24 protein-coding genes are annotated in these 26,451 nt (G+C 72.5%); 16 read left to right on the top strand and 8 right to left on the bottom strand.

The features are described 5' to 3' along the window. Positions 1-15: 15 nt before the first annotated feature. Both IS481_RS01890 and IS481_RS01885 read right to left on the bottom strand, forming a co-directional pair. A complete protein-coding gene (locus IS481_RS01890) occupies positions 16-864 on the bottom strand; it encodes a carbon-nitrogen hydrolase family protein (RefSeq protein ID WP_104357664.1) in 849 nt (282 codons plus the stop codon). After that, positions 864-4,946: a YhdP family protein gene (locus tag IS481_RS01885; RefSeq protein WP_104357665.1), complete on the bottom strand. Its 4,083-nt coding sequence runs from the start codon at positions 4,944-4,946 to the stop codon at positions 864-866. The genes IS481_RS01890 and IS481_RS01885 overlap by 1 nt, the downstream gene beginning before the upstream one ends. A gap of 84 nt (positions 4,947-5,030) precedes the next feature. Between IS481_RS01885 and glnE the strand changes: the two genes are divergently transcribed. Continuing rightward, positions 5,031-7,781, top strand: coding sequence for a bifunctional [glutamate--ammonia ligase]-adenylyl-L-tyrosine phosphorylase/[glutamate--ammonia-ligase] adenylyltransferase (gene glnE, locus IS481_RS01880; protein ID WP_104357666.1), 2,751 nt, complete (start codon positions 5,031-5,033; stop codon positions 7,779-7,781). Then, positions 7,778-8,356, top strand: a complete 579-nt coding sequence (locus IS481_RS01875; RefSeq protein ID WP_104357667.1) for a rhomboid family intramembrane serine protease — start codon at positions 7,778-7,780, stop codon at positions 8,354-8,356. The genes glnE and IS481_RS01875 overlap by 4 nt, the downstream gene beginning before the upstream one ends. Here the strand turns inward: IS481_RS01875 and sugE are convergent. Together sugE and IS481_RS01865 are read right to left on the bottom strand one after the other, a co-directional pair. Further along, complete coding sequence (gene sugE / locus IS481_RS01870) at positions 8,349-8,663, bottom strand: quaternary ammonium compound efflux SMR transporter SugE (protein ID WP_104357668.1); 315 nt, start codon at positions 8,661-8,663, stop codon at positions 8,349-8,351. The two genes, IS481_RS01875 and sugE, sit on opposite strands and share 8 nt — an antisense overlap. Positions 8,664-8,825: 162 nt before the next feature. After that, positions 8,826-9,686, bottom strand: a complete 861-nt coding sequence (locus IS481_RS01865; RefSeq protein ID WP_104357669.1) for a ferritin family protein — start codon at positions 9,684-9,686, stop codon at positions 8,826-8,828. Positions 9,687-10,329: 643 nt separating this feature from the next. On the opposite strand from IS481_RS01865, the gene IS481_RS01860 reads away from it, so the two are divergent. The 5 genes from IS481_RS01860 to IS481_RS01840 are packed head-to-tail and all read left to right on the top strand — an operon-like array spanning position 10,330 to position 15,085. Continuing rightward, positions 10,330-11,643, top strand: a complete 1,314-nt coding sequence (locus tag IS481_RS01860; protein WP_104357670.1) for an NAD(P)/FAD-dependent oxidoreductase — start codon at positions 10,330-10,332, stop codon at positions 11,641-11,643. Then, entirely contained in the window at positions 11,640-12,410 is a 771-nt protein-coding gene (locus tag IS481_RS01855; RefSeq protein ID WP_104357671.1) for a DUF1365 domain-containing protein, read from the top strand. The genes IS481_RS01860 and IS481_RS01855 overlap by 4 nt, the downstream gene beginning before the upstream one ends. After that, on the top strand, positions 12,407-13,639 hold the full coding sequence (locus IS481_RS01850) for an SAM-dependent methyltransferase (protein WP_104357672.1): 1,233 nt from the start codon (positions 12,407-12,409) through the stop codon (positions 13,637-13,639). The genes IS481_RS01855 and IS481_RS01850 overlap by 4 nt, the downstream gene beginning before the upstream one ends. Positions 13,640-13,679: 40 nt before the next feature. Continuing rightward, the gene (locus IS481_RS01845) at positions 13,680-14,129 is read left to right on the top strand and encodes a nuclear transport factor 2 family protein (RefSeq protein ID WP_104357673.1); all 450 of its coding nucleotides are present in this window, start codon (positions 13,680-13,682) and stop codon (positions 14,127-14,129) included. Further along, on the top strand, positions 14,126-15,085 hold the full coding sequence (locus IS481_RS01840; protein WP_104357674.1) for an NAD(P)/FAD-dependent oxidoreductase: 960 nt from the start codon (positions 14,126-14,128) through the stop codon (positions 15,083-15,085). The genes IS481_RS01845 and IS481_RS01840 overlap by 4 nt, the downstream gene beginning before the upstream one ends. Here the strand turns inward: IS481_RS01840 and corA are convergent. Then, entirely contained in the window at positions 15,078-16,040 is a 963-nt protein-coding gene (corA, locus tag IS481_RS01835) for a magnesium/cobalt transporter CorA (RefSeq protein ID WP_104357675.1), read from the bottom strand. The genes IS481_RS01840 and corA overlap by 8 nt on opposite strands. A gap of 283 nt (positions 16,041-16,323) precedes the next feature. Here corA and IS481_RS01830 point away from each other — a divergent pair, with 283 nt between their 5' ends. The 3 genes from IS481_RS01830 to fliA all read left to right on the top strand — a co-directional run bounded on the left by IS481_RS01830 (position 16,324) and on the right by fliA (position 19,313). Next, positions 16,324-18,138, top strand: coding sequence for an aminopeptidase P family protein (locus tag IS481_RS01830; protein ID WP_104357676.1), 1,815 nt, complete (start codon positions 16,324-16,326; stop codon positions 18,136-18,138). Positions 18,139-18,267: 129 nt separating this feature from the next. Then, positions 18,268-18,495, top strand: coding sequence for a hypothetical protein (locus IS481_RS01825; protein ID WP_104357677.1), 228 nt, complete (start codon positions 18,268-18,270; stop codon positions 18,493-18,495). Between the two features lie 92 nt (positions 18,496-18,587). After that, positions 18,588-19,313, top strand: coding sequence for an RNA polymerase sigma factor FliA (gene fliA / locus IS481_RS01820; protein WP_104357678.1), 726 nt, complete (start codon positions 18,588-18,590; stop codon positions 19,311-19,313). Between the two features lie 105 nt (positions 19,314-19,418). Here the strand turns inward: fliA and IS481_RS01815 are convergent, their stop codons facing one another. The 3 genes from IS481_RS01815 to serA all read right to left on the bottom strand — a co-directional run bounded on the left by IS481_RS01815 (position 19,419) and on the right by serA (position 21,827). After that, complete coding sequence (locus tag IS481_RS01815; protein ID WP_104357679.1) at positions 19,419-19,637, bottom strand: hypothetical protein; 219 nt, start codon at positions 19,635-19,637, stop codon at positions 19,419-19,421. A gap of 136 nt (positions 19,638-19,773) precedes the next feature. Continuing rightward, a complete protein-coding gene (locus tag IS481_RS01810; RefSeq protein ID WP_104357680.1) occupies positions 19,774-20,529 on the bottom strand; it encodes a phosphatase PAP2 family protein in 756 nt (251 codons plus the stop codon). A gap of 68 nt (positions 20,530-20,597) precedes the next feature. After that, positions 20,598-21,827: a phosphoglycerate dehydrogenase gene (serA, locus tag IS481_RS01805; protein ID WP_104357681.1), complete on the bottom strand. Its 1,230-nt coding sequence runs from the start codon at positions 21,825-21,827 to the stop codon at positions 20,598-20,600. A gap of 160 nt (positions 21,828-21,987) precedes the next feature. Here serA and IS481_RS01800 point away from each other — a divergent pair, with 160 nt between their 5' ends. From IS481_RS01800 to IS481_RS01775, 6 genes are all read left to right on the top strand, one after another. Then, the gene (locus tag IS481_RS01800; protein ID WP_198425445.1) at positions 21,988-22,767 is read left to right on the top strand and encodes an MlaE family ABC transporter permease; all 780 of its coding nucleotides are present in this window, start codon (positions 21,988-21,990) and stop codon (positions 22,765-22,767) included. Between the two features lie 14 nt (positions 22,768-22,781). Next, a complete protein-coding gene (locus IS481_RS01795; RefSeq protein WP_232529419.1) occupies positions 22,782-23,540 on the top strand; it encodes an ABC transporter ATP-binding protein in 759 nt (252 codons plus the stop codon). Continuing rightward, positions 23,537-24,502 carry an MlaD family protein gene (locus IS481_RS01790; protein WP_104357684.1) on the top strand — a complete coding sequence of 322 codons (966 nt, stop codon included), beginning with the start codon at positions 23,537-23,539 and terminating at the stop codon, positions 24,500-24,502. Before IS481_RS01795 ends, IS481_RS01790 begins: the two co-directional genes overlap by 4 nt. After that, positions 24,499-25,143, top strand: coding sequence for a PqiC family protein (locus IS481_RS01785; protein WP_104357685.1), 645 nt, complete (start codon positions 24,499-24,501; stop codon positions 25,141-25,143). Before IS481_RS01790 ends, IS481_RS01785 begins: the two co-directional genes overlap by 4 nt. 227 nt (positions 25,144-25,370) lie before the next feature. Next, complete coding sequence (gene hpf / locus IS481_RS01780; RefSeq protein WP_104357686.1) at positions 25,371-25,724, top strand: ribosome hibernation-promoting factor, HPF/YfiA family; 354 nt, start codon at positions 25,371-25,373, stop codon at positions 25,722-25,724. Between the two features lie 234 nt (positions 25,725-25,958). Then, complete coding sequence (locus tag IS481_RS01775; RefSeq protein ID WP_104357687.1) at positions 25,959-26,432, top strand: PTS sugar transporter subunit IIA; 474 nt, start codon at positions 25,959-25,961, stop codon at positions 26,430-26,432. The last annotated feature ends 19 nt before the right edge of the window (positions 26,433-26,451 follow it).

Raw genomic sequence — 26,451 nt, 5'->3', positions numbered from 1 at the left:
GGCGCACGGGCGCGATCACGCCCCGAGGCGCCGGTGCGCCAGCGCCGGCAGCGTGCGGCGCACCGTCGCCAGGCGCTGCGCGTCCAGCTCTGCGCAGACCACGCCCTCGCCTTCGGGCAGCACCTGCAGCACCTCGCCCCACGGGTCGACGATCATCGTGTGGCCCCAGGTGCGGCGGCCGTTCTCGTGCACGCCGCCCTGCGCCGGGGCCATCACGTAGCACTGGTTCTCGACCGCGCGGGCGCGCAGCAGCAGCTCCCAGTGCGCGCGGCCGGTGGTGTAGGTGAACGCCGACGGCACCGCGATCAGGTCGCAGGGCGGCTGCATCAGCGCCCGGTACAGCTCGGGGAAGCGCAGGTCGTAGCAGATGCTCAGGCCGACGCGCCAGCCCGGCGTCTCGGGCGGCGTGTCCTCGTCGCGCACGTGGAAGGCCGCCGGCTGCGCGCCCGCGCACAGCACCACGCCCTCGTCATAGCTGCGTGACGTGCCGTCGGGCAGGGCCTCGTCGTAGCGGAACAGGTGGATCTTGTCGTAGCGCGCGATGCGCTCGCCGCGCGGGCCGTAGACCAGCGTGGTGTTGCCCACGCGCTGCGGGTCGTCGGTGGCCAGCGGGATCGAGCCGCCGATCAGCCAGATGCGGTGCCGGCGCGCCGCGCCGCTGAGCATGCCCTGGATCGGTCCCTGGTCCAGCGGCTCGGCCAGGGCCAGCTTGTCATGGTCGGCGCGCCCCATGAAGGCGAAGTTCTCCGGCAACGCGACCAGCCGCGCCCCGGCGGCCGCGGCCTCGGCGATCAGCGATTCGGCGCGCTCCAGGTTGCCCTGCACCGAGCACGACGTGACCATCTGTACGGCAGCGATCTTCATCAGTGCACCTCCTGTGGCTGGGCCGGCGGCGCGCTCCCGTCCCCGGCGTCGGCCTCGGCCGCGCTCACCCGCCCGGGTGCGTGCGGCACCTGCTCCACCTTGGGATCGTCCCAGCGGCCGGTGACGTGGAACTCGCGCGTGCCGGCCTCCATCAGCGGCTTGCGCAGGAACCATTGTGCGAGGAAGGTGCCCAGCCCCACCGCCGGGTTGATCGCGGCATAGGCCAGCGAGGCGGTGCCGGCGTTGATCTCGGGCACCACGACGACGCGCAGGTCCTGCGTCTCGCGCGCGATGTCGGCGCGGCCTTCCATCAGCACCGCGGCGGTCAGGCCGCGCAGGCGCAGGTTGTTGGTGTAGGCCACGCCGTTCTGGATCTTCACGTCGCCCGTGAAGGCGTCGAAGGCAAAGCCCTCCTGGAACACGTCGCGGAAGTCCAGCGTCAGCCGCCGCGGCAGCGCCTGCAGGCTGAGCACGCCGGCCAGCTTGGCGATGCCGGGGTCGGCCTTGAGGAACTGGCCCTGGTGGATGTCGACGTTGAGGTTGCCTTCCAGGGTCGGCAGGTCCAGCGCCAGCGGCGAGCCCAGCCAGCTGACCTGGCCTTGCAGCCGGCCCTTGCCGCCGCGCGTCACCTCGCCGAACTGCAGGCGCTGCAGCAGCCGGCCGCTGTCGGCCACGGCCAGCTCGAAGTCCATCACCGCGCGGCGCCGTCCGGTGTCGCCGGCCACGCCGCGCCAGTGGCCGGTGGCCTCCAGCCGCGCATCGGCGTTGGTCAGGTGGAACTTGTCCAGCCGCCATTCGCGGATCTCGCCGGTGCGCCAGTTGCTCGCCTCGACCTCCACGCGGCCGAGGTGCATGTCGTGCAGGCGGAAGTCGTCGACCACGATGTCCAGCGCCGGCACCGTCTCGGGGTCCTGGTCGAGCAGCGTCTCGAGGTCCTCGGCGGCGCTTTCCGGCAGCGACAGGCGCGACAGCCGCGCATAGACGCGCCCGCCGGCCCCGCCGCGCGAGCCGCGCGGCGGCCGGTATTCGAGGTAGCCGCTGAGCTGCTCGGCATCGAGCGTCAGCCGCCACAGCCCGTCGACCTGCGACAGCCCGGCCACCACCCGGTCGATGCGCCGGTGGTCGACCTGCACCTCGTCGGCCTGCAACGCGATCATCGCGGGCAGGTAGCCGCCGCCCGGCGCCCCCGCCGCCGCGGCGTCGTCCAGGCTGCCCTCGAAGGAGGCGGCCACCGCGCGCCAGGCGTCCACGTCCAGCCGCGGCACGCGCACGCGCGCGATCCCGCCGGGCGCGGGCTCCGGCGCCGGGGTGCCGATCCCGACCGCGCCGGCCACGACGCGCCAGCCGTCGTCCTGGCGCAGGCGCTCGTAGCGCAGCTCCAGCACGTCGGACAGCAGCACCGCGATGCTGTCGCGCGCCGGCTGGCCGGGGACGGCAGGCCGCAGCATCGTGCGCACCGCCAGCGGCCAGGCGGCCTCGGCGGGCTTGGCCAGTGGCGCGGGCAGCGCCATGGCCAGGCCCACCAGGTCGCTGTGGATCGTCAGCTCGGGCAGCCCGCGCACGATGTCCAGGCCGACACGGTAGCCGGCCTGCCCCTGCAGGTGCTCGCCCAGGTAGGGCACCACGCCCAGCTCGCGCGCCTGGCGCAAGCCTTCGGCGGTGGCGACGCCGCGGCCGCTGAAGCGCAGGGTCCCGTCCTTCTGCGTGCCGCCCTCGAAGCTCGCCATGCCGCCCAGCACGCGCGCGGCGCCGCCCTGGATCGAGAACCCGCGATCGGAGAAGCGCACCACGCCGCGTGCCTGCGCCATGCGCGGGGTGTCGGGCGTGATCTGCACCTCGTTGCCCTGCAGCGTCACCTCGCCGTCGACGCGCGCGGCGTCCATGTGGTCCAGCGGGATGCGCACGCCGAGCTTCAGGTGCGCCGCGCCGCTGCCGCTGGCCTGGGCCAGCGCGTGCTGGGTCCAGCCGTCGATCGGCGTCTCGCGCACGAAGCGCAGCGCGTCCGCCAGCGGCCCCTGGCCCTGCCCGTCGAGCACCAGCTGCGGATCGTGCGACAGGTCGGCGATGCCGCCGTGCACCTGCTGCAGCTGGAAGCCGTACAGCCGCGCACGCGCGTCGCGGATGTGCATGGCCGTGCCCTCGAACACCAGCAGCCCGTGCACGTCGGTGAACGCCGGCCAGCCGGCCGGCTCGCCGTCGTCCGGCGGCGCGTAGGCGAAGCGCGCGTCCTCGACCCGCGAGGCGATGCGGAACGTGCCCTGCCGCGGATCGGCGAAGGGGAACTGGCGCAGGTCGCCCTGCACCGCGAACTCGACGTCGCGCGAGCGGCCCTCGATCACCGCGCGGCGCACGTAGTCGCGCACGTCGGCCGGGATCGAGGCGGGCAGGTAGCGCCAGGTGCGCGTCGCGTCGGCGCGCGTCAGTCGTCCCTGGAGGTCCAGCACGCCGGGCAGGTGCCCGTCCGGCGCGGGGCCGGTGCGCCAACGGGCTTGCAGCCGACCTTCCGCGTCGGCATTGGCAAAGCGCGCCTCGCGCACGTGCAGCTCGACCGCCGGCAGCGCGCCGTCACCGCCGGCGGCGGGGCGGATGGCCCAGTCCAGCCGCGCCTCGAGGCGCTCGAGCGGGATCGCCGCCTCGTCGAACACGCCGGGAAACGCCAACGCCCCGGCCTCGATGCGCAGCGCCGCCTGGCCGCCGGTGTCGCTGGCGCTGAACTCGATGGCCGCCCCGTCCAGGCCCGGCCGGCCGATCCAGCCCTCCCCGGCGTCGTCCGGACGCGGCTGTGCGGCCAGGTGCAGGCCCTCGACCCGCCCCTGGGCCCGGTAGCCGGTGGGCGCCTCGGGTGGACCGTCCCAGCGCAGCTGCACCCCTTGCACCCGGCCCCGAGGCTGCAGTTCGGCCAGCCGCGCGCGCAGCGCGTCGCCCAGCGGCAGGCGCTCCGCCAGCTGGGCCAGCACCGCGAGGTCCAGCTGCGTGGCGCGGAACTCGCCGTCGGCCACGCCGGCATCGCCGGCGCGCCATTGCAGGCTCCAGTCGCCGGCCGGCCAGTCCAGCCCCTCGCCGGTGCGGAAGGCGAGCCCCTGCGCCTCGACCCGGTGGTCGGCGCCGTCGCGCCGCGCCTGCACCCGGCCCTGCAGCTGCTCCAGCGCCAGCGGCGGCAGCTGCGGGGCCAGCCGCACATGCACGGCGCGCAGCGCGAGGTCGGCGGTGGCGGAACGCCACTGGCCGTCGCGCAGGTCCAGCCACAGGCGCAGCGCGCCGTCGCCCGCGCCCAGCTCGAACGGCAGGTCGACGTAGCGGCGCAGGGTCTGCAGGTCGGCGTGCGGCAGGTCGGCGTGGGTGGTCCCGCTCCAGTGCCGCCAGTCGCCCGGCCGGCCCAGCAGCGCATGGGTGTAGCGGCCGCGCAGCGAGAAGCGCTCGCCCCAGCCGGGCGGCGGCGTCGCGTCGAGCCGGATCTCGTGCCGGCGCGTGCCGATCGACGAACCGTTGCGCAGCACCAGGTCGACGTCGTGCAGGGCCAGCGGCGGGGCCTGGCGCTGCTCGTCGACCCAGCGCAGCGTGCCGTCCAGCACCGCCAGCTCGTCCTGGCGGAACAGCCAGTCCGCGAGCGCGCCGTCGCCGCCGCCGTCATCGCGCAGCTCCAGCCCGGCGACGTGCAGCCGACCCTGCGCGTCGCGGCGCACCTCCAGCGTCGGCGCTTCCAGCAGCAGCTGGCGCAGGCGCAGCTCGAAGTGCAGCACCGAGGCAGCCGACAGCGCCGCGTGCACGCGCGCCAGCCGCAACGCCTCGCGGCCGGCCGCGTCCTCGACGACCACGTCGCGCAGTTCCAGGGTCGGGATCCAGCCGTGCGACCGGACCTGGATCTGCCCGATGCGCACCGACTGCCCTATTGCCTGCGAGGCCGATCTTTCGATCTGCGGACGCCATTGGTCGATTCGCGGCAGAATCAGCCAGTGGAGCGTCAACCACGCCGCCAGGATGAGCATCCACGCGAACAGCACCACGCCGGCAGCCGCCTTGAGCACGGTGCGCAGCACGCGCCAGGCGGGCGCCAGGGGACTCGGGGAGGGAAACGCAGACATGAAGACTCGGCAACGGCCAGGGGGTTGCCCGACGCACGCCCCGGCCAGGACGCGGGCAATCTAGCATAGACCCCGAGCAGCACCATGGGTTTCACCGAACGACCGCCCGCCGAGGGCTCCGCCGTCCTGCCGGCCGCCGCCGAGCACTCCCGTTTCGTCCAGCGCATCCGGCGCCGCTACGGGGCCGAGCTGCCGCTGCTGCCCCCCGGGCTCCCGGACCGTGACCGCCTCTCGGCCCTGATCGACACCCTGCTCGAGCGCGGCCACCCGCTGCCCTCGGCGCTGCGCGTGGCGCGCCAGCTGGCGCTGGAGCGCCTGGCGGTGCTGGACATCGAGCAGGCCTGCCCGATGAGCGACGTCGCGCGCGCGATGACCGAGCTGGCCGAGGTCACGCTGGACCGCGCGCTCGCTGCCGCCTGCGCCGAGCAGGACGCGCGCTTCGGGCCGCCGCTCAACGAAGCGGGCGAGCGCATCGACTTCTGGGTGGTCGGCATGGGCAAGCTCGGCGGGCGCGAGCTCAACGTGTCTTCCGACATCGACCTGGTCTACGTCTACGAGGAAGACGGCCAGACCCGGGGCCGGCCCGACGGCACCGGGCGCGTCAGCGCGCACGAGTACTTCTCGCAGGTCGCGCGCAGCCTCTACGCGCTGATCGGCGACACCACCGAGGACGGCTTCGTGTTCCGCGTCGACCTGGCGCTGCGTCCCAACGGCAACTCCGGCCCGCCGGTGGTGAGCCTGGCGATGCTGGAGGAATACTTCCTCGTGCAGGGCCGCGAATGGGAGCGCTTTGCCTGGCTCAAGAGCCGCGTGGTCGCGCCGCGCGCCTCGGTGCTGTCCGGCCGCGCCAACCAGCTGCGCGACGTGGTGGTGCCCTTCGTGTTCCGCCGCTACCTCGACTACGGCGTGTTCGAGGGCCTGCGCAGCCTGCACCGCAAGATCCGCGACGAGGCGCAGCGCCGCGCCGCCGGCCGCCCCGAGCGCGCCAACGACGTCAAGCTCTCGCGCGGCGGCATCCGCGAGATCGAGTTCATCGTGCAGCTGCTGCAGGTGGTGCGCGGCGGCCAGTACCCCGAGATCCGCACCCGCTCGACGCTCAGGGCGCTGGAGCGCCTGACCGCGGTCGGGGTGATCCAGGCCGAGACCGCGCAGAAGCTGGCCGAGGCCTACATCTTCCTGCGCCGCATCGAGCACCGCATCCAGTACCTCGACGACCAGCAGACCCACCAGCTGCCCACCGGCGACGGCGACCTGGCCTGGATCGCGCGCAGCATGGGCTTCGTCTGCAACGCCGAGGCCTGCGAGCTGCTGGACCGGCTGTGCCAGGTCCGCGAGTTCGTCGCCACCGAGTTCGACGCGCTGCTGCACGACGGCCGCCCGTCCGGCAACGGCTGCTGCAAGGGCTCGTGCGGCACCCCGCCCGCGCCGCTGGACAGCGAGACCTTCCTGGAACGGCTGCCGGCCGAGCTGGCGCAGCGCGTGCGGCCATGGATCGACCACCCGCGCGTGCAGGCCCTGCGCGAGGAGACCAAGCAGCGCCTGGGCAAGCTGATCCTGCGCTCGGCGCAGGCGGTGCAGCAGGGCGACTGTCCGATGGAGGCCGCGATGCGCTTCGTCGACTGGGCCGAGCCGCTGCTGCGCCGCGAGAGCTACATCGCGCTGCTGGTCGAACGCCAGGAAGTGCACCAGCGGCTGCTGCGGCTGCTGGGGCTGGCGCGCTGGCCGATGCGCTACCTGATGCGCCACCCGGGCGTGATCGACGAGCTGGCCGACCCGCGGCTGATCTACACCCGCTTCGAGCCGGACGAGTTCGTGCGTGACCTGGAGCAGCGCCACGAGGCCTGGGCGCGCTCCGGCCAGGCCGACGAGGAGTCCCTGCTGGACACGCTGCGCCGCGCCTACCACGCCGAGGTGTTCCGCACCCTGGTGCGCGACGTCGAGGGCCACATCACCGTCGAGCAGGTGGCCGACGACCTGTCGCTGCTGGTCGACGCGACCATCGAGTGCTCGATGCGCTGGGCCTGGCAGCACCTCAAGCAGCGCCACCGCGAGCAGCCGCGCTTCGCGGTGATCGCCTACGGCAAGCTGGGCGGCAAGGAGCTGGGCTACGGCAGCGACCTGGACGTGGTGTTCCTGTTCGACGACGACGACGAACGCGCCCCCGAGGTCTACGCCGCCTTCGCGCGCAAGCTGATCACCTGGCTGACGCTGCGCACCAGCGCCGGCGAGCTGTTCGAGATCGACACCGCGCTGCGCCCGAACGGCAACTCCGGGCTGCTGGTCACCTCGCTGCAGGCCTTCGAGGCCTACCAGGCCGGCCGCGGCAGCAACACCGCCTGGACCTGGGAGCACCAGGCCATCACGCGGGCGCGCTTCTGCGCCGGCGCACCCGACATCGCGCCGCGCTTCGAGGCGGTGCGGCGCATGGTGATCGCCAGCCCGCGCGACCCCGAGGCGCTGAAGACCGAGATCCGCGCGATGCGCGAGAAGGTGCGCGACGCCCACCCGGTGCGCGACGGACGCTTCGACGTCAAGCACAGCCCGGGCGGCATGATGGACGTGGAGTTCGCGGTGCAGTACCTGGTGCTGGCGCACGGCCCCACCCACCCCGAGCTGCACGACAACGTGGGCAACATCGCGCTGCTGCAGCGCGCCCAGGCCGCCGGCCTGCTGCCCGACCGGGTCGGCGATGCCGCCGCCGACGCCTACCGCGAGCTGCGCCGCGCGCAGCACAAGGCCCGGCTGGACGAACAGAGCACCGTGTTCGACCCGGACGCGATGGCCGCGCAGCGCGCCGCCGTGCTGGCGCTGTGGCGCTGCGTGTTCGGAGCGTGAAGCCCGGCCTCGCCTGGACCGGGCTGGCCGCCGCACTGGGCCTGCTGGCGCTGGCCGGCCTGGCCCTGCCGCCGGAGTCACTCGCCTGGCGCGCCGACGCGCCGTGGGCCGTGTGGCGCTGGTTCAGCGCCGCCGGCGTGCACCGCACCCCGCTGCACCTGGGCGCCAACCTGGCCGGCCTGGCGCTGCTGGCCGCGCTGGGCCGGGCCGCCCGCCTGCCCGGCGCCGCCGCGCTGGCGTGGCTGGTCGCCTGGCCGCTCACCCATGCCCCGCTGATGTACGTGGCGCCGCTGCACAGCTACGGCGGGCTCTCCGGCGTGCTGCACGCCGGCGCGGCGATCGCCGGCCTGTACATGCTCTGCCGGCCCGCCACGGCCCGCCACCGCTGGGTGGGCCTGGCGCTGCTGGCGGGCGTGGCACTCAAGCTGCTGCTCGAGACGCCCTGGCAGACGCCGTTGCGCACCGACGCGGGCTGGGGCTTCCCGGTGGCCGTGGTCGCGCATGCGACCGGCGCGCTGGCCGGGTGGCTCGCCGGCGCGGTCGCGCTGGGCGTGCGCCGTGCGGGCCTCAGCTGACCAGCTTGAGCCCGATGATGCCGACCACGACCAGCCCCAGGCAGGCCAGCCGCGCCGGGGTGGCCGCATCGCCGAACAGCAGGATGCCGCAGATCGCGGTGCCGACCGCGCCGATGCCGGTCCACACGGCATAGGCCGTGCCCACCGGCAGGTGCCGCACGGCCAGGCCCAGCAGCACCACGCTGGCGACCATCGCCACCACCGTGAGGGCCGTGGGCAGCGGGCGGCTGAAGCCTTCGGTGTACTTGAGGCCGACCGCCCAGGTGATTTCCAGCAAGCCGGCGAGGAAAAGGATGATCCAGGGCATCTGCGAGGTCCGAAGTGACGCGAAGGCGCCAGTGTAGGAAGGCGCCTGCGTCCGTGCGGCCGTGGCGCGGCAACCACCCATGCGCTGCAAGGTCACCGCCCGGACACGAAAAAGGCGCCGCGTGCGGCGCCTTGGACAGGAGGTGGACGGGCGAAGACCCGGTCAGCCGGCCTGCGGCACGGGCTGCTGCGCAGCCAGCTGCGCCGCCAGCTCCTTGCGGAAGCGGTTGAGCTCCTGCACGGTCTTGAAGCTGCGCTCCATCAGCAGGCTCAGGTTGTGCAGGATGCGCTCGACCACCTTGGTCTCCCAGCTGGCGTCGAACTGGATCTGCTTGTCCAGCCAGCGCTCCAGCCATTCGGGGTCGGGCAGGCGGCTCTGCACGGTGTCGCGCGGGAACAGCTTCTCGTTGACGTGCAGGTTGGTCGGGTGCAGCGCCTGCGCGGTGCGGCGCGCGCTGGCCATCAGCACGCCGACCTTGGCGAAGGCGGCGCGCGCCTCGTCGCCGAAGCGGTTGATCGCGCGCTTCATGTAGCGCAGGTAGGCGCCGCCGTGGCGGGCCTCGTCGCGCGCCAGCGTCTCGTAGATCGCCTTGATGACCGGCTCGGTGTGCCACTGCGCGGCACGACGGTACCAGTGGTTCAGGCGCACCTCGCCGCAGAAGTGCAGCATCAGCGTCTCCAGCGCCGGCGCCGGGTCGAACTCGAAGCGCACCTCGTGCAGCTCCTGTTCGGTGGGCACCAGCTCGGGGCGGAAGCGGCGCAGGTACTCCATCAGCACCAGCGAGTGCTTCTGTTCCTCGAAGAACCAGACGCTGATGAAGGCCGAGAAGTCGCTGTCGTCGCGGTTGTCGCGCAGGAACATCTCGGTGGCCGGCAGCGCCGCCCACTCGGTGATGGCGTTCATCTTGACGGTCTGCGCCTGCTCCTCGCTGAGCTTGCTGCCGTCGAACTGGTCCCATGGAATGTCGCGTTCCATGTTCCAGCGCACGGCTTCGAGTTGTTTGAAGAGCTCGGGGTACAGCATCAATGTTCCTGTCGACGTGAAAGCGGGAGAAGGCGGGTGCGGCCGCCCGCAGCCGGCCGCACCCAACCCGACATTGTCCCGGATCCTGACCGCGCGCGCCCAATGGCCAAGCGGACGCCAGGGTCGGGCCGGGGCTGCCGGGCCGGTGCAGAACCATGTAACCTTGTGCAGCGCAGGGTCTTGTGTCGGTCACAATTGGCGCCCGATGTGGCCCTGGCGCCCGTCCATCACCCCGATCTGTTCCACATTTCGCACAGACTTGATGGCCAGCAAGGATCGCTCCCTCCCGCAAACGCCGCGAGCGCGCGACAATTTCCACCGTTGCTTCACATCGAAAGTATTTCGGGGAACTTTCCGCCGCGGCCCCTTTCCAACGCTGCACCAGTCAGGGTGGGAGCCACTGCGGCGCCAAGGCGGCGGCCAACGTCCCCGGTGGACGGCGCCAAGGACGGTCGACACAGGTTTTGAGCTGCGGAGCCTTCCGGTCCATCCGGTTGCAATCCCAGGGCGTTTTTCCTCCTCCTCCCTCCCTCCCTCGTTCGCTCTGGGACGCTCCGCGGCGTTTTTCTCTACCGGCGGCACGGTGCAGACCGTGCCGCCTTTCGTTTGCCTGCACGGCGGCGGCACCGGCTGAGTCGACCGCATGCAGCGCATCGCCGTCATCGGATCGGGCATTGCCGGACTGGCCGCGGCCTACCACCTGCAGCCGCATGCCCGGGTCACGCTGTACGAAGCGGCCGATCACTTCGGAGGCCACGTCCACACGGTCGACGTGACCCTGCCGGGGCCCCGCGGCCCGGTCACGCACGGGGTGGACACCGGCTTCCTGGTCTTCAACCACCGCACCTACCCTCAGCTGGTCGCGCTGTTCGACGAGCTGGGCGTGCACACGACGCCGTCGGACATGTCGTTCTCGGTGCAGGTGCCCACGCTGCAGCTGGAATGGAGCGGCAGCAACCTCGCGACCGTGTTCGCGCAGCCGGTGAACCTGGTGCGCCCGCGCTTCTGGCGGATGCTGGCCGACCTGCTGCGCTTCAACCGACTGGCGCAGGGCATCGCGCTGCGCCACGCCGAAGCCGAGCTGCACGAGCCGCTGGGCGACTTCCTGCGCCGGCACCGCTTCAGCGCCGCGTTCTGCGACTGGTACCTGCTGCCCATGCTCGGCTGCATCTGGTCCTGCCCGACCGAGCAGATGCTGCGCTTCCCGGTCGCGACCCTGATCCGCTTCTGCCACAACCACGGCCTGATCCAGATCGCCAACCGGCCCCAGTGGTACACCGTGACCGGGGGCGCGCGCACCTACGTCGAACGCATGCTGCAGCGCCTGCCCGACGCGCGGCGCGCCACGCCGGTGCGCCGCGTCGAGCGCGACGCCGCCCCGGGCGGCGGCGTACAGGTGCTGACCGACCAGGGCGCGGAGCGCTACGACCAGGTGGTGTTCGCCTGCCACGCCGACCAGGCGCTGGCGCTGCTCGCCCAGCCGACCGAGGCCGAGCGCGCGGTGCTCGGGCGCATCGCCTGCCGCAGCAACCGCGCCGTGCTGCACACCGACACCGCGCTGCTGCCGCGCCACCGCCGCGCCTGGGCGGCATGGAACTACGAGCGCGCCGCCGATGCCGGCCAGGAGCGCGCCGGGGTCTGCCTGCATTACCTGATCAACCGCCTGCAGCCGCTGCCGTTCACGCAGCCGGTGATCGTCACGCTCAACCCGGCGCGCGAGCCGCGGCCGGAGTGCGTGCTGGCCGAGTTCGAGTACCGTCACTCGGTGTTCGACCTCGCGGCGATCCGCGCCCAGCAGGAGGTGCCGGCGCTGCAGGGCGTGCGGCACAGCTGGTACTGCGGCGCCTGGACCGGCTACGGCTTCCACGAGGACGGGCTGAAGTCGGGCCTGGAGGTCGCACGGCGGTTGCGCGAGCGCCTCGGCACCGCCGGGACGACCACCCGGGAGGCCGCATGAGCGCGCGCGCGCTGATCGCCTTCGGGCAGGTGCGCCACACCCGGCTGCGCCCGGTGCGGCACGCCTTCGCGCACCCGACCAGCTTCCTCATGTTGCCGATGCGCGCGCTGCGCGAGGCGCCCGACCCGGTGCTGGCGCGCAACCGGTTCGCGCTGCTGTCGTTCCACGACCGCGACCACGGCGCAGGCGGCGAGGACGCGCTGGCCTGGATGGAGGCGCTGCTCGCCGCCGAAGGCATCGCGGCCGACGGCGAGATCTGGCTGCAGACCTACCCGCGCATCCTCGGCTACGCGTTCAAGCCGGTCAGCTTCTGGTACGCACACCGGGCCGACGGGCGGCTCGCCGCCATCGTCGCCGAGGTCAACAACACCTTCGGCGAGCGCCACTGCTACCTGCTCGACGGCCCGCAGCTGGCCTGGGGCGCCGAGCTGCGCGCGCGCAAGGTGTTCCATGTCTCGCCGTTCTGCCGCGTCGAGGGGCGCTACCGGTTCCGCTTCCTGCGCACCACGGCCGACGCCCCGCGGCACGCCGGGCGCTGCGTGGTGCGCGTGGACCTGGACGACCACGACGGGCCGCTGCTGCAGACCAGCTGGAGCGGCACGCTCGAGCCGCTGTCGGCCGCGGCGATCCGCCGCGCCGCCTGGGGCGCGCCCGCGGTCGGCTTCGGCGTGATCGCCCGCATCCACTGGCACGCGCTGAAGCTGTGGCTCAAGCGCGTGCCGTTCTTCACCAAACCCGCCGCTCCCGACCGCTTCGTCTCGCGATGACCCAGGGCCACGTCCTCACGATCCCCGCCGCCGCCTCCCTGCCCGCCAATGCCCCGCGCAGCGCGCGCGCCGCGCTGCGGCTGCTGCAACGCCTGCGCCACGGCACGCTCGAGGTGCAGCTGCCCGCCGGCGTCGGCACGCTGCGCTTCGGCAGCGGCGCGGCGCCCCACGCGAGCCTGCAGCTGCACGACTGGTCGGTGTGCGCGCGCACGCTGCGCGCCGGCGACATCGGCTTTGCCGAAAGCCACATGGACGGCGCCTGGTCCTCGCCCGACCTCGCCGGGCTGCTCGAGCTGTTCCTGCTCAACCGCAACGAGCTGGAGGCGATGATCTACGGCAGCCGCTGGGCCGGCCTGCTGTACCGGCTGCGCCACCTGCTGCGGCGCAACTCGCGCCGCCAGGCGCGCAAGAACATCCACGCCCACTACGACCTGGGCAACGACTTCTACCGCCTGTGGCTGGACGCGACGATGTCGTACTCCAGCGCCTGGTTCGAGGGCGACCTCGCCCGCCCGCTGGAGGCCGCGCAGCGCGCCAAGATGCGCCGCGCGCTCGTGCAGTGCGGCATCGGCCCCGGCCAGCGCCTGCTCGAGATCGGCTGCGGCTGGGGCAGCCTCGCCGCGATGGCGGCGCAGGACTTCGGGGCACGCGTCACCGGCCTGACGCTGTCGCAGGAACAGCTCGCCTGGGGCCGCGAGGCCATGCAGCGCGCCGGGCCGGGCGCGTCGGTCGAGCTGCGCCTGCAGGACTGGCGCGAGCTGGACGAGGGCCCGTTCGACGCGATCTGCTCGGTCGAGATGTTCGAGGCCGTCGGGCGCGAGTACTGGGACGCCTACTTCCGCGCGCTGCACCGGCTGCTCAGGCCGCAGGGCCGCGCCTGCATCCAGACCATCGTGATCCGCGACGACCTGTTCGCGCGCTACCTGCACTCGACCGACTTCATCCAGCAGTACATCTTCCCGGGCGGGCTGCTGCCCTCGCCGTCGGCGTTCCGCGAACGCGCCCGGGCCGCCGGCCTGGAGATCGTCGACGAGCTGGACTTCGGCCCCGACTACGCCGAGACGCTGCGTCGCTGGCGCGAGCGCTTCACCGCCGCGGAGCCGCAGGTGCGCGCGCTGGGATTCGACGCGCGCTTCCTGCGCATGTGGACCTTCTACCTCGCCTACTGCGAGGCCGCGTTTGCCCGGCGCAACACCAGCGTCGTCCAGTTCACGCTGCGCCGGCCCTGAGATGTAACAGCCGCGGCGGCAACGGGGTAAGCTCCCGGGCATGTCCGTCACTGAAACGCTCGTGGGCGAGCCCCGCATCGCCCGGCTGGTGCAGTACTTCGAAAGCCTCAGTCCCGCCGCGCTGGAGCGGCTGGGCGAGATCTACGCCGCCGACTGCCGCTTCAAGGACCCGTTCAACGAGGTGCGCGGCATCGACGCGGTGCGCCGCATCTACGCCCACATGTACGCGACGCTGGACGAGCCGCGCTTTTGCATCACCCGCGCGGTCGTGCAGGGCAGCCACTGCGTGCTGACCTGGACCTTCCAGTTCCGCTTCCGCCGCCGCGGGGAAGAGCAGTCGGTGCGCGGCTCCTCGCACCTGGTGCTCGACGCCGAGGGGCGCATCACCGACCACGAGGACTACTGGGACGCGGCCGGCCAGTTCTACGAGAAGCTGCCCCTGGTCGGCAACCTGATGCGCTGGCTGCGCCGCAAGGTCCAGCCCGCATGAGCGCCGCCCGCATCGCCGTCGTCGGCGCCGGGCTGGCCGGGCTGGCCTGCGCCCGCGCGCTGCAGGAGGCCGGCCACGACGTGACCGTGCTGGAGCGCGAGCGCATCCCCGGCGGGCGCTGCGCCAGCCTGCCCACCCCGATCGGCCCGTGCGACCACGGCCTGCCGGAGCTCGCCGCCGCCACGCCGGGGTTTGCCGCGCCGCTGCAGGCCTGGGCCGGCGCCGGAATGCTCGCGCCCGCGCCGTCGGGCCCGGGGCGGTGGCTGGGCGTGCCGTCGATGCAGGCCTTCGCGGCCCGGCTGGCCGCAGGCTTGAAGGTCGTCCCCGGGCTGGAGGTCGCCGCGCTCGAGCGCGACGGCGCGCAGTGGTGGCTGCGCACCCACCAGGCGCCGCCGCGCGGGCTCGAGCTGCACTACGACGCGGTCGCGGTGGCGATGCCGCCCGAGCAGGCGCTGCCGCTGCTGGGCGTGGCGCCGGCGCTGGCCGAGCCGCTGCGCGCGGTGCGCAGCGAGCCGTGCTGGAGCGTCGTCGCCGCCTGGCCGATGCCGTTGCCGCTGCGCGGCGATGCGCTGGCCGGCAACGGTGCCGAGGACGTGCTGGGCAGCGCCCGGCGCGACGCGCGCACCCGCCAGGGCTCGCGCTGGGTGCTGCACGCCAGCGCCTACTGGAGCGCCAACAACCTGGACGTGCGGCCGATCGACGTGGTGCAGCGCCTGCTCGATGCGTTCGGGCGCGCCATCGGCGTGCGGCTGGCGCGCCCCTCGCATGCCCAGGCCCACCTGTGGCGCCAGGCCCGCGTCGCGCAGCCGCTGGCCGAGCCCTGCGGCTGGGACGCCGGGCTGCGCCTGGGCGCCTGCGGCGATGCCTGGTGCGGGACGCACGGGGCCGACGGCGCCGAGCGCGCCTGGACCAGCGGCCGGGCGCTGGCGTGCCACATCGCGGAATCGCTTACTTGAGCCAGCCCTTGCGGCGGAAGTACCAGAACGGCGCGATCACCGAGGCGGCCATCAGCGCGATCGAGAACGGGTAGCCGTAGCGCCAGCTCAGCTCCGGCATGTGCTGGAAGTTCATGCCGTAGATGCTGGCGATCAGCGTCGGCGGCAGCAGCGCGACGCTGGCCACCGAGAAGATGCGGATGATCTTGTTCTGGTTGATGTTGATGAAGCCGACGGTGGCGTCCATCAGGAAGTTGATCTTGTCGAACAGGAAGGCCGTGTGCGAGTCGAGCGAGTCGATGTCGCGCACGATCTGGCGCGCGTCCTCGAACTGTTCGGCATTGAGCATGCGGCTGCGCATCAGGAAGCTGACCGCGCGGCGCGTTTCCATCACGTTGCGGCGGATGCGGCCGTTCAAGTCTTCCGCCCGGGCGATCGCGGCCAGCACCTCGCCGGCCTCGGTGTCGCTCACGTCGCCCTTGAGCACGCGCGAGCTGACCACTTCCAGGTCGTCGTAGATGCCCTCGAGCGAGTCGGCCGAGTACTCGGCGTCCATGTCGTAGAGCTTGAGCAGCACGTCCTTGGCGCCCTCGATCAGTCCCGGCATGCGGCGGCCGCGCAGGCGCAGCAGGCGGAACACCGGCAGGTCCTCGTTGTGGATCGAGAACAGCACGTTGTCGCGCAGGATGAAGGCGGTGCGCACGTTGCGCGCGCCGTCGTCGTCCTCGATCAGGAAGTCGGAGCGGATGTGCAGCTCGCCGTTGTCTTCCTCGTAGAAGCGCGCCGACTCTTCCAGGTCCTCGCTGATCGCGTCGCTGGGGATCTCCAGGCCGAAGCGCTCGCCGACCCACTGGATCTCCTCGGGGGTCGGCGACTCGAGGTCGACCCACACCGGCTGCACGCGAGACAGCGTGTCCGGGCGGTCGATCTCTTCCTGGTAGAGCCGTCCGTTCGACAGCGTGAAGACATTGAGCATGCAATCTCCAACCGAGGCCGGCCGCGCATCAGCGGCCGGAACAACGAGCAAGCGGGTACGTGGGGAGGTACTGAACCGTCTCGCCCCGACCGCTGCTGTGGCGTCGGCTGGAGCGGACGGTCACCGAGGGTGACAACTGTCCAAGGCAAGTCTCCGTGATGGGAACGATCCACGATTATGGCACTGCGCCTCGGGCCGCAGCAATTGGCGCACCCTCCGCGCAACAGGGGCCGGAAGCGGGTAGGCTGGGGGCCTCGTCACCCGGTGCCGCATCCTTGTCACGATGAACACGCCCGATTCCCGCCTGCCTGCCGTCCGCGAGCGCCTGGGCGCGCTGCGCGCCGCGATGCAACGCCACCGCCTGGCCGCCTGGCTGGTGCCCTCGGCCGACCCGCACCTGTCCGAATACCTGCCCGAGCGCTGGAAGAGCCGCGAGTGGCTGAGCGGCTTCACCGGCTCGATGGGCACGCTGGTCGTCACGCCGACGGACGCCCGCCTGTTCGCCGACAGCCGCTACTGGGTGCAGGCCGAGGCACAGCTGTCCGGCACCGGCATCGCGCTGGAGAAGATCCCCTCCGGGCAGAGCCTGGCGCACATCGACTGGCTGGCGCAGCACGTGCCGGCCGGCGAGGTGGTCGGCGTCGACGGCCAGGTGCTGGCGCTGGCCGCGGCGCGCGCGCTGCGCGAGGCCCTGCAGGCACGGGGCGTGCAGCTGCGCTCCGACCTCGACCTGATGGACGAGGTCTGGCCCGACCGCCCCGGCCTGCCCGACGCGCCGGTGACCGAACACCGGCCGCCCGAGGCGACCCGCCCGCGCGCCGACAAGCTCGCCGGGCTGCGCGCGACGATGCGCGAGCGCGGCGCGCAGTGGCACTGGATCTCGACGCTGGACGACATCGCCTGGCTGTTCAACCTGCGCGGCGCGGACGTGCCGTACAACCCGGTGTTCGTCGCCCACGCGCTCATCGGGCTGGATTCGGCCACGCTGTTCCTCCCCGAGGCCAAGGTGCCGGCCGCGCTGCGCGAGGCGCTGGCGCGCGACGGGGTGGACATCGCTCCCTACGAGCAGGCGCGCGTGCGGCTGCTGCAGCTGCGCGGCAGCCTCCTGCTCGACCCGCGCCGCGTCACGCTGGGCCTGCGCGAGGCGCTGCCGGGCGACGTGCAGGTGATCGAGGCGGTGAACCCGACCACGCTGGCCAAGGCACGCAAGAGCGCGGCCGAGGCGGCGCACATCCGCACGACGATGGCCAACGACGGCGCGGCGCTGGCCGAGTTCTTCGCCGCCTTCGAGCAGGCGCTGCAGCGCGGCGCGCGCCTCACCGAGCTGGACGTCGACGAGCAGATCACCGCCGCCCGCGCGCGCCGCCCGGGATTCGTGTGCCCCAGCTTCGCGACGATCGCCGGCTTCAACGCCAACGGCGCGATGCCGCATTACCGCGCCACCCCCGAGTCGCACGCGGTGATCGAGGGCCACGGCCTGCTGCTCATCGACTCGGGCGGGCAGTACCTCGGCGGCACCACCGACATCACCCGCGTGGTGCCCATCGGCACCCCAAGCGCCGAGCAGCGGCGCGACTTCACGCTGGTGCTCAAGGCCATGATGGCGTTGTCGCGGGCGCGCTTCCCGCGCGGCATCCGCTCGCCGCTGCTCGACGCGATCGCGCGCGCGCCGCTGTGGGAGCACGGGCTCGACTACGGGCACGGCACCGGCCACGGCGTCGGCTATTTCCTCAACGTGCACGAAGGCCCGCAGGTGATCTCGTACCATGCGGCCCCCGAACCGCACACCGCGATGGAGCCCGGCATGGTCACCTCGATCGAGCCGGGGCTGTACCGGCCGGGGCAGTGGGGCGTGCGCATCGAGAACCTCGCGATGAACGTGCCCGCGGGCGAGACCGGATTCGGCGAGTACCTCGCCTTCGAGACGCTCACGCTGTGCCCGATCGACACGCGCTGCATCGAGCTGAGGCTGCTGCGCGACGACGAGCTGGCATGGCTCAACGCCTACCACGCCACGGTGCGCGAGCGTGTCGCGCCGCTGGTGCAGGGCGACGCGCTCGCCTGGCTCGAGGCGCGCACGCAGCCGCTGGGACGCTGAAGCCTGCCGCGGCGGCGGACGGCCCGCTCGCCGGGGTGCCAGCGGCCGGTGTCCCAATCCGGCCGTCAAGGTGTCGGAAAATGCCTGACATTCACTCTAGACCCCGGCTACTGTGGAATTCGAGAAGCAATGACTACATTTGACGACGTGCCCGAGACGGTGCCAGGAGACATCGGAGCCCAGCCGCTCGACCTTGCCGCCAACCCGTTCGCGTTGATGACCCATCCGCAAGCCGTGTTGCAAGCCGTGCAGCTGTCCGACCGCCTCGCCAGTCTGCAAAGCCGCGTCTACCGCCCGCTGGACCAGACGCCGGCCCGTCACCCGGGCGACCTCGCCGCCGATCCCACGATCGCGTGATTTCCGGCCCTGCCCGGGCCGCTGCCAGAACCCGACAGCCGAGCATCGCGCCGATGGCGCGAGGGGCGAGGCTTTGCCTGGAGCCGACAGCCATGACGGACGACGCCACCCTCACCACCCGACGCCAGGACCTGGACCGGCTGCTGCGCCAGCACCGGCCGATGGTGCGCCGGATGGCGCAGCGGCTGGTGTCCCGGCTGCCGGCCAACGTGGAGTTCGACGACCTGCTGCAGGCCGGCATGATCGGCCTGGCCGAGGTGCTGTCGCGCAGCGAGCTCACCGAAGGTCCGCAGTTCGAGGCCTACGCCACGCCGCGCATCCACGGCGCGATGCTGGACGAGCTGCGCGCGGCCGACTGGGCCAGCCGCGACGTGCGCCGCCGCCAGCGCGACGCCGGCGCCGCGGTGCAGCGCCTGGAGCAGCGCCTGGGCCGCGCGCCGCAGCCTTCCGAGATCGCGCGCGAGCTGGAGATCACGCTGGACGAGTACGAGACCCTGCGCACCAGCGTGCACGAATCGCAGTTCGTCTCGCTCGACGAGGTGACGGGTGACGACGACGAGGGAAGCACGCTGGAGCGGCACGTCGCCGATGCGCAGGCCGACCCCGTGCACCACGTGGGCGAACGGCGGCGCCGCCAGGCCCTGGTGCGCGCGATCGAGGCGCTGCCCGAGCGCGAGCGCCAGGCGCTCAGCCTCTACCACGAGCAGGACCTGAGCCTGCGCGAGATCGGCGAGGTGCTGGGCGTGAGCGAGTCCCGCGTCTGCCACCTGCATGCGCAGGCAGTGCGCCGGCTGCGCATCAAGCTGCGGGACTGGTGAGGACGCGGCCGCGGTGCGGCCGGGCCGCGCGGGCACGCCTCAAGACGGGCGGGGAAAGGGAGGGGAGAGGCGCGCGCGCAGCGACGGCGCGCGCCGCCGGGCCGCTCATTCGCCGAGGGCGGCGGCCAGTTCCTTGCAGGAGGGCTTGCAGACCATTTCGGTCTTGCCGAGCAGTTTCTTGGACTGCAGCTGGTCAGGCGTCCGGTGCTTCCCGCACTTGAAGCAGGAACGGGTGTTGGCCTTGCTCGCGAACGGCGACCCGACCGTCTTGGACCGGTAGCGCAGGCCATCCTCGTGGATGCGGGTGACGACGGTTTTGGACATGAATGAGATGCCTCCAGGCAGACCTTCGGAAAGGGAAACGAAACCGCGATTTTCCCGCCTCGCGGCGATCCCGCCAAGCCGACCGCCCTCCGGGGGCTTTTGCGGCAGGGTTACACGCGGGCGCGCGATCCGTGCTTCAGGCGTCGCCGAGCCCCGGACGCCGCCGCTCGAGGGCATGCCAGACCAGCAGGCAGGCGGCGGCCCAGCCCGCCCCGAGCGCCCAGCCGGCCAGCACGTCGCTCGGCCAGTGCACGCCCAGGTAGACCCGGCTGAACCCCACGCCCACCGTCAGCAGCACCGCCACCGCGAGCAGGTAGCCACCGGCGGCGCGGCCGGGTTGCAGGCGCGCCAGCAGGGCGGCCAGCGTGAGGTAGACCACCGCCGACATGGTCGCGTGGCCGCTCGGGAAGCTGAGCGTGAGCACCGGCACCCCGTGCGGCACCAGGTCCGGGCGCGGGCGCTCGATCAGCCATTTCAGCGCGTGGCTCGCCCCCAGCCCGCCCAGCACCGAGCACGCCACCATCACCGCCATGCCGAAGCGCCGGACGATCAGCAGGTAGCCCACCGCCCCCAGCGCGACCACCGTCAGCACCGTGGTACTGCCCAGGGCCGTGAGGTCGCGCATCAGCACCTCCACCCACCACGGCCCCCAGGGGGCGGAGGGGTCGTCGGGGTGGCGCAGCGCCAGCAGCAGGCGCCGGTCGAGGTCGTGGATCTCGCCTTCGATGACCTCGTCCGCGAGCTCGATGAAGGCCCAGGTCGCCAGCGCGACGAAGGCGACCAGCAGCAGCGGCGCGAGCAGCGCCCGCTGCCGCAGGCCCCGGCGCAGGCGGGCCAGCGGCCCGGCCGGCAGGACATCGTTCGGTTCGGGCAGGCGGGGGGTCGAGGGCATGGCGGCGGCGGATCGGCTCGGGGCAGGCCCCGATCCTAGGGCCTGCGCGCTCGCCCGGCCATGCCGGTTCAATACAGGATGCGACAGCGGATCGTGCCCTCGATCGCGCACAGCTCGTGCAGCGCCACCTGGCTGGCGGCGGCGTCGATGTCCACCACCACGTAGCCGACCTGGGCGTTGGTCTGCAGGTACTGCGCCGCGACGTTGATGCCGGCGGCCGAGAAGCGTTCGTTGACCCGCGCCATCACGCCCGGCACGTTGTGGTGGACGTGCAGCAGCCGGCAGGCGCCCGCGTGCAGCTCCGGCAGGGAGACCTCGGGGAAGTTGACCGCCGAGACCGTCGAGCCGTTGTTGCTGTAGCGGATCAGCTTGGCCGCCACCTCGCGCCCGATGCTTTCCTGCGCCTCCAGCGTCGAGCCGCCGATGTGCGGCGTCAGGATCACGTTGTCGAAGCGCGTCAGCGGGGACTCGAACGCCGCGTCGTTGCCCTGCGGCTCGACGGGAAACACGTCGATCGCCGCGCCGAGCAGGTGCCCGCCATCGAGCGCGGCGACCAGTGCGTCGATGTCGACCACCGTGCCGCGCGAGGCGTTGATCAGGCAGCTGCCGGGCTTCATGCGCGCCAGCTGCGGCGCGCCGATCAGGTTCAGCGTGGCCGGCGTCTCGGGCACGTGCAGGCTGACCACGTCGGCCGCCTCCAGCACCTCGTCCAGCGACCCCAGCTGGCGCGCGTTGCCCAGCGGCAGCTTGGCCTCGATGTCGTGGAACACCACGCGCATGCCCAGGTGCTCGGCCAGCACGCCGACCTGGGTGCCGATGTGGCCGTAGCCGACGATGCCCAGCGTCTTGCCGCGCACCTCGTACGCGTGCGTCGCGCTCTTGGCCCAGCCGCCGCGGTGCAGCAGCGCGTTCTTCTGCGGGATGCCGCGCATCAGCATCACGATCTCGGCGACCACCAGCTCGGCCACGCTGCGGGTGTTGGAGAACGGCGCGTTGAACACCGGGATGCCGCGCCGGGCCGCGGCCTCCAGGTCGATCTGGTTGGTGCCGATGCAGAAGGCGCCGATGGCCACCAGCTTCGGCGCCTGCGCCAGCACCGCCTCGGTGAGCCGGGTGCGCGAGCGGATGCCGACGAAATGCGCATCGCCGATCGCCTCGGCCAGCGCCTCGCCGGACAGCGCCTTGGGGTGCGTGACCACCTGGGTGTAGCCGTCGCGGTGCAACGCCTCCACCGCCGAGGGGTGGATGCCCTCGAGCAGCACGAACCTGAGCCTGTCCTTGTCGACCGAAAGACGCATGGCCTGCCGTCCTGGAGGAAGTGATCGTGCCCCCAGTGTGCCCGCCGGCGGCGCGGCCGTCCGCTCCGGTGCCACACGGCCCTGCCGGCAACAGGTTCAAACCGCCACGGTGCCGGCCCGCGCCGTGGCGCGTCACCGAATGCCCGCACAATCCGGCCTCATGCGCACCGCCTTCTCCGCCCTGCCCCGCCTGCTGCCGCTGCGCGCCGTGGCCTTCCTCGGCCAGGTGCTGCTGGCCGCCGCGGCCGGGGTGCGCGGGCGCTGGCGCTTCCCGCTGCGCGAGCTGGCGCGGGTCACCGCCGACTGCAGCGCGCGGGCACTGCCCATCGTCACGGTGGTCAACGTCCTGGTCGGCGCGATCCTGGCCTTCGTCGGCGCGGTGCAGCTGGTCAAGTTCGGCGCCGGCATCTACGTCGCCGACCTGGTCGGCATCGCCGTCGCGCGCGAGATGGCCGCAGTGATCACCGCCGTCGTGATGGCCGGCCGCACGGGTGCGGCATTTGCTGCCGAACTGGCCACGATGCAGGCCAACGAGGAAATCGACGCGCTGGAGGTGGTGGGGCTGCCCGCGGTGGACTACCTGGTCGTGCCGCGCGTGCTTGCCCTGCTGCTGATGATGCCGCTGCTGTACGTCTACGGCTGCGCCACCGGGCTGGTGGGCGGCATGCTGGTCGGCGTGGGCATGCTCGACCTCGCCCCGGCGGCCTACTTCGAGCGCACCTTCCAGGCGCTGTCCTGGGCGCACGTCAACCTCGGGCTGGTCAAGTCCTTCGTGTTCGGCGCGCTGGTCGCGATGACCGGCTGCTACTTCGGCCTGCACGCGCAGCGCAACGCCGCGGGCGTCGGCCTGGCGACCACCCGTTCGGTGGTGTTCAGCATCGTCGGCATCATCGCGCTGGACGCGGTGTTCGCGGTGTGCGCGAACGCCCTGGGGGTATAGCCATGCGACTGTGCGTGCGTGACCTCGAGATGCGCTTCGGCGACCGGCTGATCCAGCGCGACATCGCCTTCGACGTGCAGCCGGGCACCATCTTCGCGGTGATGGGCGGCAGCGGCTGCGGCAAGAGCACGCTGCTCAAGCACCTGGTCGGGCTGCTGCGACCGGCCGCCGGCCGGGTCGAGTACGACGGCACCGACTACTGGAGCGCCGACGAGGCCACGCGCGCGACCATCCGCCGGCGCTTCGGCATGCTGTTCCAGAGCGGCGCGCTGTGGTCCTCGATGACCCTGCTGGAAAACGTCTGCCTGCCGCTGGAACAGCACACCCGGCTCGACGCGAAGCAGCGCGAGGCCCGCGCGCGCGAGGTGCTGGCCTGGGTCGGGCTGGAGCGCTTCGCCGGCTACTACCCGTCCGACATCAGCGGCGGCATGAAGAAGCGCGCCGGCCTGGCGCGCGCGCTGGCCGCCGAGCCGCAGCTGCTGTTCCTCGACGAACCCTCGGCCGGGCTGGACCCGATCAGCTCGAAGCGCCTGGACGACCTGATCCTCGAGGTGCGCGAGCGCACCGGCGCCGCGATCGTGATGGTCAGCCACGAACTGCCCAGCCTGTTCGCGGTGGCCGACGACGGCATCTTCCTCGACGCCGACAGCCGCCATCCGATCGCGCACGGCAGCCCGCGCGCCCTGCGCGAACAAGCCACCCACCCGACGGTGCGCGCCTTCCTCCGCCGCGAGGAACCGGCCGCCCCGCCGCAGCCTGCAACCACCCCATGAAACGTCACGCCCTGCTCGTCGGCAGCTTCGTCATCGGCGCCCTGGTGCTGCTGGTGATCGGCATCATCTGGTTGAGCGGCAACGCGCTGTTCCACCAGGAACTGCGTGCCGCGGTCTACTTCAAGGGCAGCGTCAACGGCCTGTACGTCGGCGCGCCCGTCACCTTCCGCGGCGTGCCGGTCGGGCGCGTCGAATCGATCGGCATCGAGGTCGACGACGCCACGCTGAACGCCCGCATCCCGGTCTACGTCTCGCTGCGCCCCGACGCCGTGCAGTACTCGGGCGGCGGCAAGGACGCCGAGCTGGACCTGCCCGCGCTGGTGCAACGGGGGCTGCGCGCACGGTTGCTGGCGCAGAGCTTCGTGACCGGCCAGAAGTACATCGAACTCGACTTCGCGCCCGACACCCCGGCGGTGCTGGCCGGCGGGGGCGGCGTGCCGGAGATCCCCGCGCTCGGCGACCGCTTCGACGCCCTGATCGACCAGGTGGCCGAGCTGCCGCTGCGCGAGACGGTGCAGGACCTGCGCGACACGCTGCGCACGCTGCAGCAGACGCTCGCGGCCACGCAGGGCAGCCTGGACACCACCGCCGGCGCGATCGCGCAGACCGTGGACGAGGCGCGCTCGACGCTGCGCACCGCCTCGGCCGCGCTGGTCGCCGTGCAGGCCGACACCCAGGCCACGCTGCGCGCGATGACCCGCCTCGCGCAGGACTCGGGCCAGACCGTGCAGCAGCTGCAGACCGAGCTGGCTGCCACGCTGCAGGCCGCCCGGCGTGCGGCCGAATCCGCTCAGACCGCGATCGACCGCGTCAGCGAGATGGCCGCCCCGGGCGCGCCGCTGCGCGCCGACCTGGACGGCGCGGTGCGCGACCTCGCGCAGGCCGCGCGCAGCCTGCGCACCTGGAGCGAAGTGCTCGAGGAGCGGCCCAACGCCGTGATCTTTGGCAACGACACACCATGACCCACGCCTCTGCCACGCCCCTGCCCGCCCCGCGGCGGCGCCCGCTGCGCCTCGCGGCCTGCGCCGCCCTGCTCGCGCTGCTGGGCGCCTGCGCCGGTCCGCGACCGGCCGCCACGCTGCTGACGCTGCCGCCCACCCCGCCGGCGGCCGCCACGCCGACCATGGCCCCTGGGCCGGTCGTGGTGGTGCGCCGCATCGCGCTGCCCGAATACCTGCAGTCGCGCCGCGTGCGCTACCGCAGCGGCAGCAGCACGCTGGAGGAATGGCCGCATGTGGCCTGGGCCGAGCGCATCGACGTCGGCGCGAGCCGCCATCTGGTCGCCGGCCTGCGCGCCGCGCTGCCGGGCTGGGTGGTGTGCGAATCGGACTGCCCGTCGGGCCCCGACGAGCGCCTGCTGAAGGTGGAGCTGGCGTCGTTCGACTACGACCGCGCGGCCCGCACCGTGCACGGGGAGGCGCGCATCTCGATCGCCGCGCCCGCCGCCCCGCAGCGCCTGCTGCGCACCACGGTGCACCGCGAGGCCCTGGCGGTCGGCGCGGACACGCCCGAAGGGCAGGCGCAGGCCATGGCGCAGCTACTGCAGCAGGTCGCGCGCGCCGCCGCCGCCGAGCTGGAAGCCTCGCGCGGCACCCCGCGCTGACCCCGCGCCGAAGCACGCATCGGGCTGGCGGCGCCCCGGGGCGCAGAAAGGGAAAGTATGCGCCGCAGCAGCCGGGTCAAACGCAGATGATGCCCCGAATCGGGGCGCTTTGTTGATCAGGGACAAGCCCGCCCCGGGGAATCCCCTTGCCGGCTTGCCACCCCCTCCCCGCAGGGGCACACTGGCCTTGCGACGTCGCTTCCTCAACCCTTCGGAAAGGAGGACTTATGAATCTGACGATCAGCGGCCACCACCTGGAGGTCACGCCCGCCCTGCGAGAGTATGTGCTCACCAAGCTGGACCGGGTGACCCGGCACTTCGACCAGGTGGTGGACATCAACGTGATGTTGAGCGTTGAGAAGCTGAAGGAGAAGGAACGTCGGCAGAAGGCCGAAGTCAACGTCCGCGTGAAGGGAAAGGACATTTACTGCGAATCCGCCCACGAGGATCTCTACGCCGCGATCGACCAGCTGATGGACAAGCTCGATCGCCAGGTCATCAAGCACAAGGCGCGGCTGCAGGAGCATCACCATGAGTCGCCCAAGCGCCTGAACGGCGCGGTCACGGAGGCCCCCCAGTAAGCAAGCAGCTGATTCCCCATTCCAGCGACAAGGCGGCCCGGGAGGCCGCCTTGTCATTTGTGACAGTTGCCATACAGGCCGCTTGCTGCAACGCAACAAGGGGAGCACAATCGTCCGGACTGGCACGCGGCGCCCGCCGGAAGGTCCGGCAGGCCCGCAATGCTGCTTTCCTATAATGCAACGCCTTGTAACTGGAGCCGTACCGGCCAGCCTCCGAACCGGTGCCGTGATCCGATGAACCGCCTCGCTCCCATCCTGCCGCCCAGCAACGTGCTGGTGAATGTGGACGCCACGAGCAAGAAGCGCGCTTTCGAGCACGCGGGCTTGCTGTTCGAGAACACCCTCTCCATCGCCCGGGCGACGGTCACCGACAACCTGTTTGCGCGCGAGCGCCTGGGCTCCACCGGGCTGGGACACGGGGTGGCGATTCCGCACGGCCGCATCAAGGGGCTGAAGAACCCGCATGCCGCGGTGCTGCGCGTGCAGCAGCCCATCCCCTTCGATGCCCCTGACGACGAACCGGTCAGCCTGCTGTTCTTCCTGCTGGTGCCGGAAGCGGCGACGCAGCGCCATCTCGAGATCCTGTCCGAGATCGCGGAACTGCTGTCCGATCGGGAGCTGCGCGAGCGCCTGAAGACCGAGCCCGACGCAGCGAAGGTCCACGAACTGATTGCATCCTGGGAGCCGATGAAGCAGGCCGTGGCCTGAGCGTCCTGCTTCACGACTG

The sequence above is a fragment of the Caldimonas thermodepolymerans genome (assembly GCF_015476235.1).
Classification (GTDB): domain Bacteria; phylum Pseudomonadota; class Gammaproteobacteria; order Burkholderiales; family Burkholderiaceae_C; genus Caldimonas; species Caldimonas thermodepolymerans.
Note: the sequence above shows the minus strand (reverse complement) of the source record. Positions and strands in the feature narration are given on the sequence as shown.

Coding starts and splice junctions, on each gene's coding strand:
- IS481_RS01785 (WP_104357685.1), top strand. CDS start 24,499: ATGACCCACGCCTCTGCCACGCCCCTGCCCGCCCCGCGGCGGCGCCCG.
- sugE (WP_104357668.1), bottom strand. CDS start 8,663: ATGCCCTGGATCATCCTTTTCCTCGCCGGCTTGCTGGAAATCACCTGG.
- serA (WP_104357681.1), bottom strand. CDS start 21,827: ATGCGTCTTTCGGTCGACAAGGACAGGCTCAGGTTCGTGCTGCTCGAG.
- IS481_RS01790 (WP_104357684.1), top strand. CDS start 23,537: ATGAAACGTCACGCCCTGCTCGTCGGCAGCTTCGTCATCGGCGCCCTG.
- IS481_RS01815 (WP_104357679.1), bottom strand. CDS start 19,637: ATGTCCAAAACCGTCGTCACCCGCATCCACGAGGATGGCCTGCGCTAC.
- IS481_RS01885 (WP_104357665.1), bottom strand. CDS start 4,946: ATGTCTGCGTTTCCCTCCCCGAGTCCCCTGGCGCCCGCCTGGCGCGTG.
- IS481_RS01865 (WP_104357669.1), bottom strand. CDS start 9,686: ATGCTGTACCCCGAGCTCTTCAAACAACTCGAAGCCGTGCGCTGGAAC.
- corA (WP_104357675.1), bottom strand. CDS start 16,040: ATGCTCAATGTCTTCACGCTGTCGAACGGACGGCTCTACCAGGAAGAG.
- IS481_RS01830 (WP_104357676.1), top strand. CDS start 16,324: ATGAACACGCCCGATTCCCGCCTGCCTGCCGTCCGCGAGCGCCTGGGC.
- IS481_RS01860 (WP_104357670.1), top strand. CDS start 10,330: ATGCAGCGCATCGCCGTCATCGGATCGGGCATTGCCGGACTGGCCGCG.
- IS481_RS01855 (WP_104357671.1), top strand. CDS start 11,640: ATGAGCGCGCGCGCGCTGATCGCCTTCGGGCAGGTGCGCCACACCCGG.
- IS481_RS01890 (WP_104357664.1), bottom strand. CDS start 864: ATGAAGATCGCTGCCGTACAGATGGTCACGTCGTGCTCGGTGCAGGGC.
- IS481_RS01850 (WP_104357672.1), top strand. CDS start 12,407: ATGACCCAGGGCCACGTCCTCACGATCCCCGCCGCCGCCTCCCTGCCC.
- IS481_RS01840 (WP_104357674.1), top strand. CDS start 14,126: ATGAGCGCCGCCCGCATCGCCGTCGTCGGCGCCGGGCTGGCCGGGCTG.
- hpf (WP_104357686.1), top strand. CDS start 25,371: ATGAATCTGACGATCAGCGGCCACCACCTGGAGGTCACGCCCGCCCTG.
- IS481_RS01800 (WP_198425445.1), top strand. CDS start 21,988: ATGCGCACCGCCTTCTCCGCCCTGCCCCGCCTGCTGCCGCTGCGCGCC.
- IS481_RS01775 (WP_104357687.1), top strand. CDS start 25,959: ATGAACCGCCTCGCTCCCATCCTGCCGCCCAGCAACGTGCTGGTGAAT.
- glnE (WP_104357666.1), top strand. CDS start 5,031: ATGGGTTTCACCGAACGACCGCCCGCCGAGGGCTCCGCCGTCCTGCCG.
- IS481_RS01845 (WP_104357673.1), top strand. CDS start 13,680: ATGTCCGTCACTGAAACGCTCGTGGGCGAGCCCCGCATCGCCCGGCTG.
- IS481_RS01810 (WP_104357680.1), bottom strand. CDS start 20,529: ATGCCCTCGACCCCCCGCCTGCCCGAACCGAACGATGTCCTGCCGGCC.
- IS481_RS01825 (WP_104357677.1), top strand. CDS start 18,268: ATGACTACATTTGACGACGTGCCCGAGACGGTGCCAGGAGACATCGGA.
- fliA (WP_104357678.1), top strand. CDS start 18,588: ATGACGGACGACGCCACCCTCACCACCCGACGCCAGGACCTGGACCGG.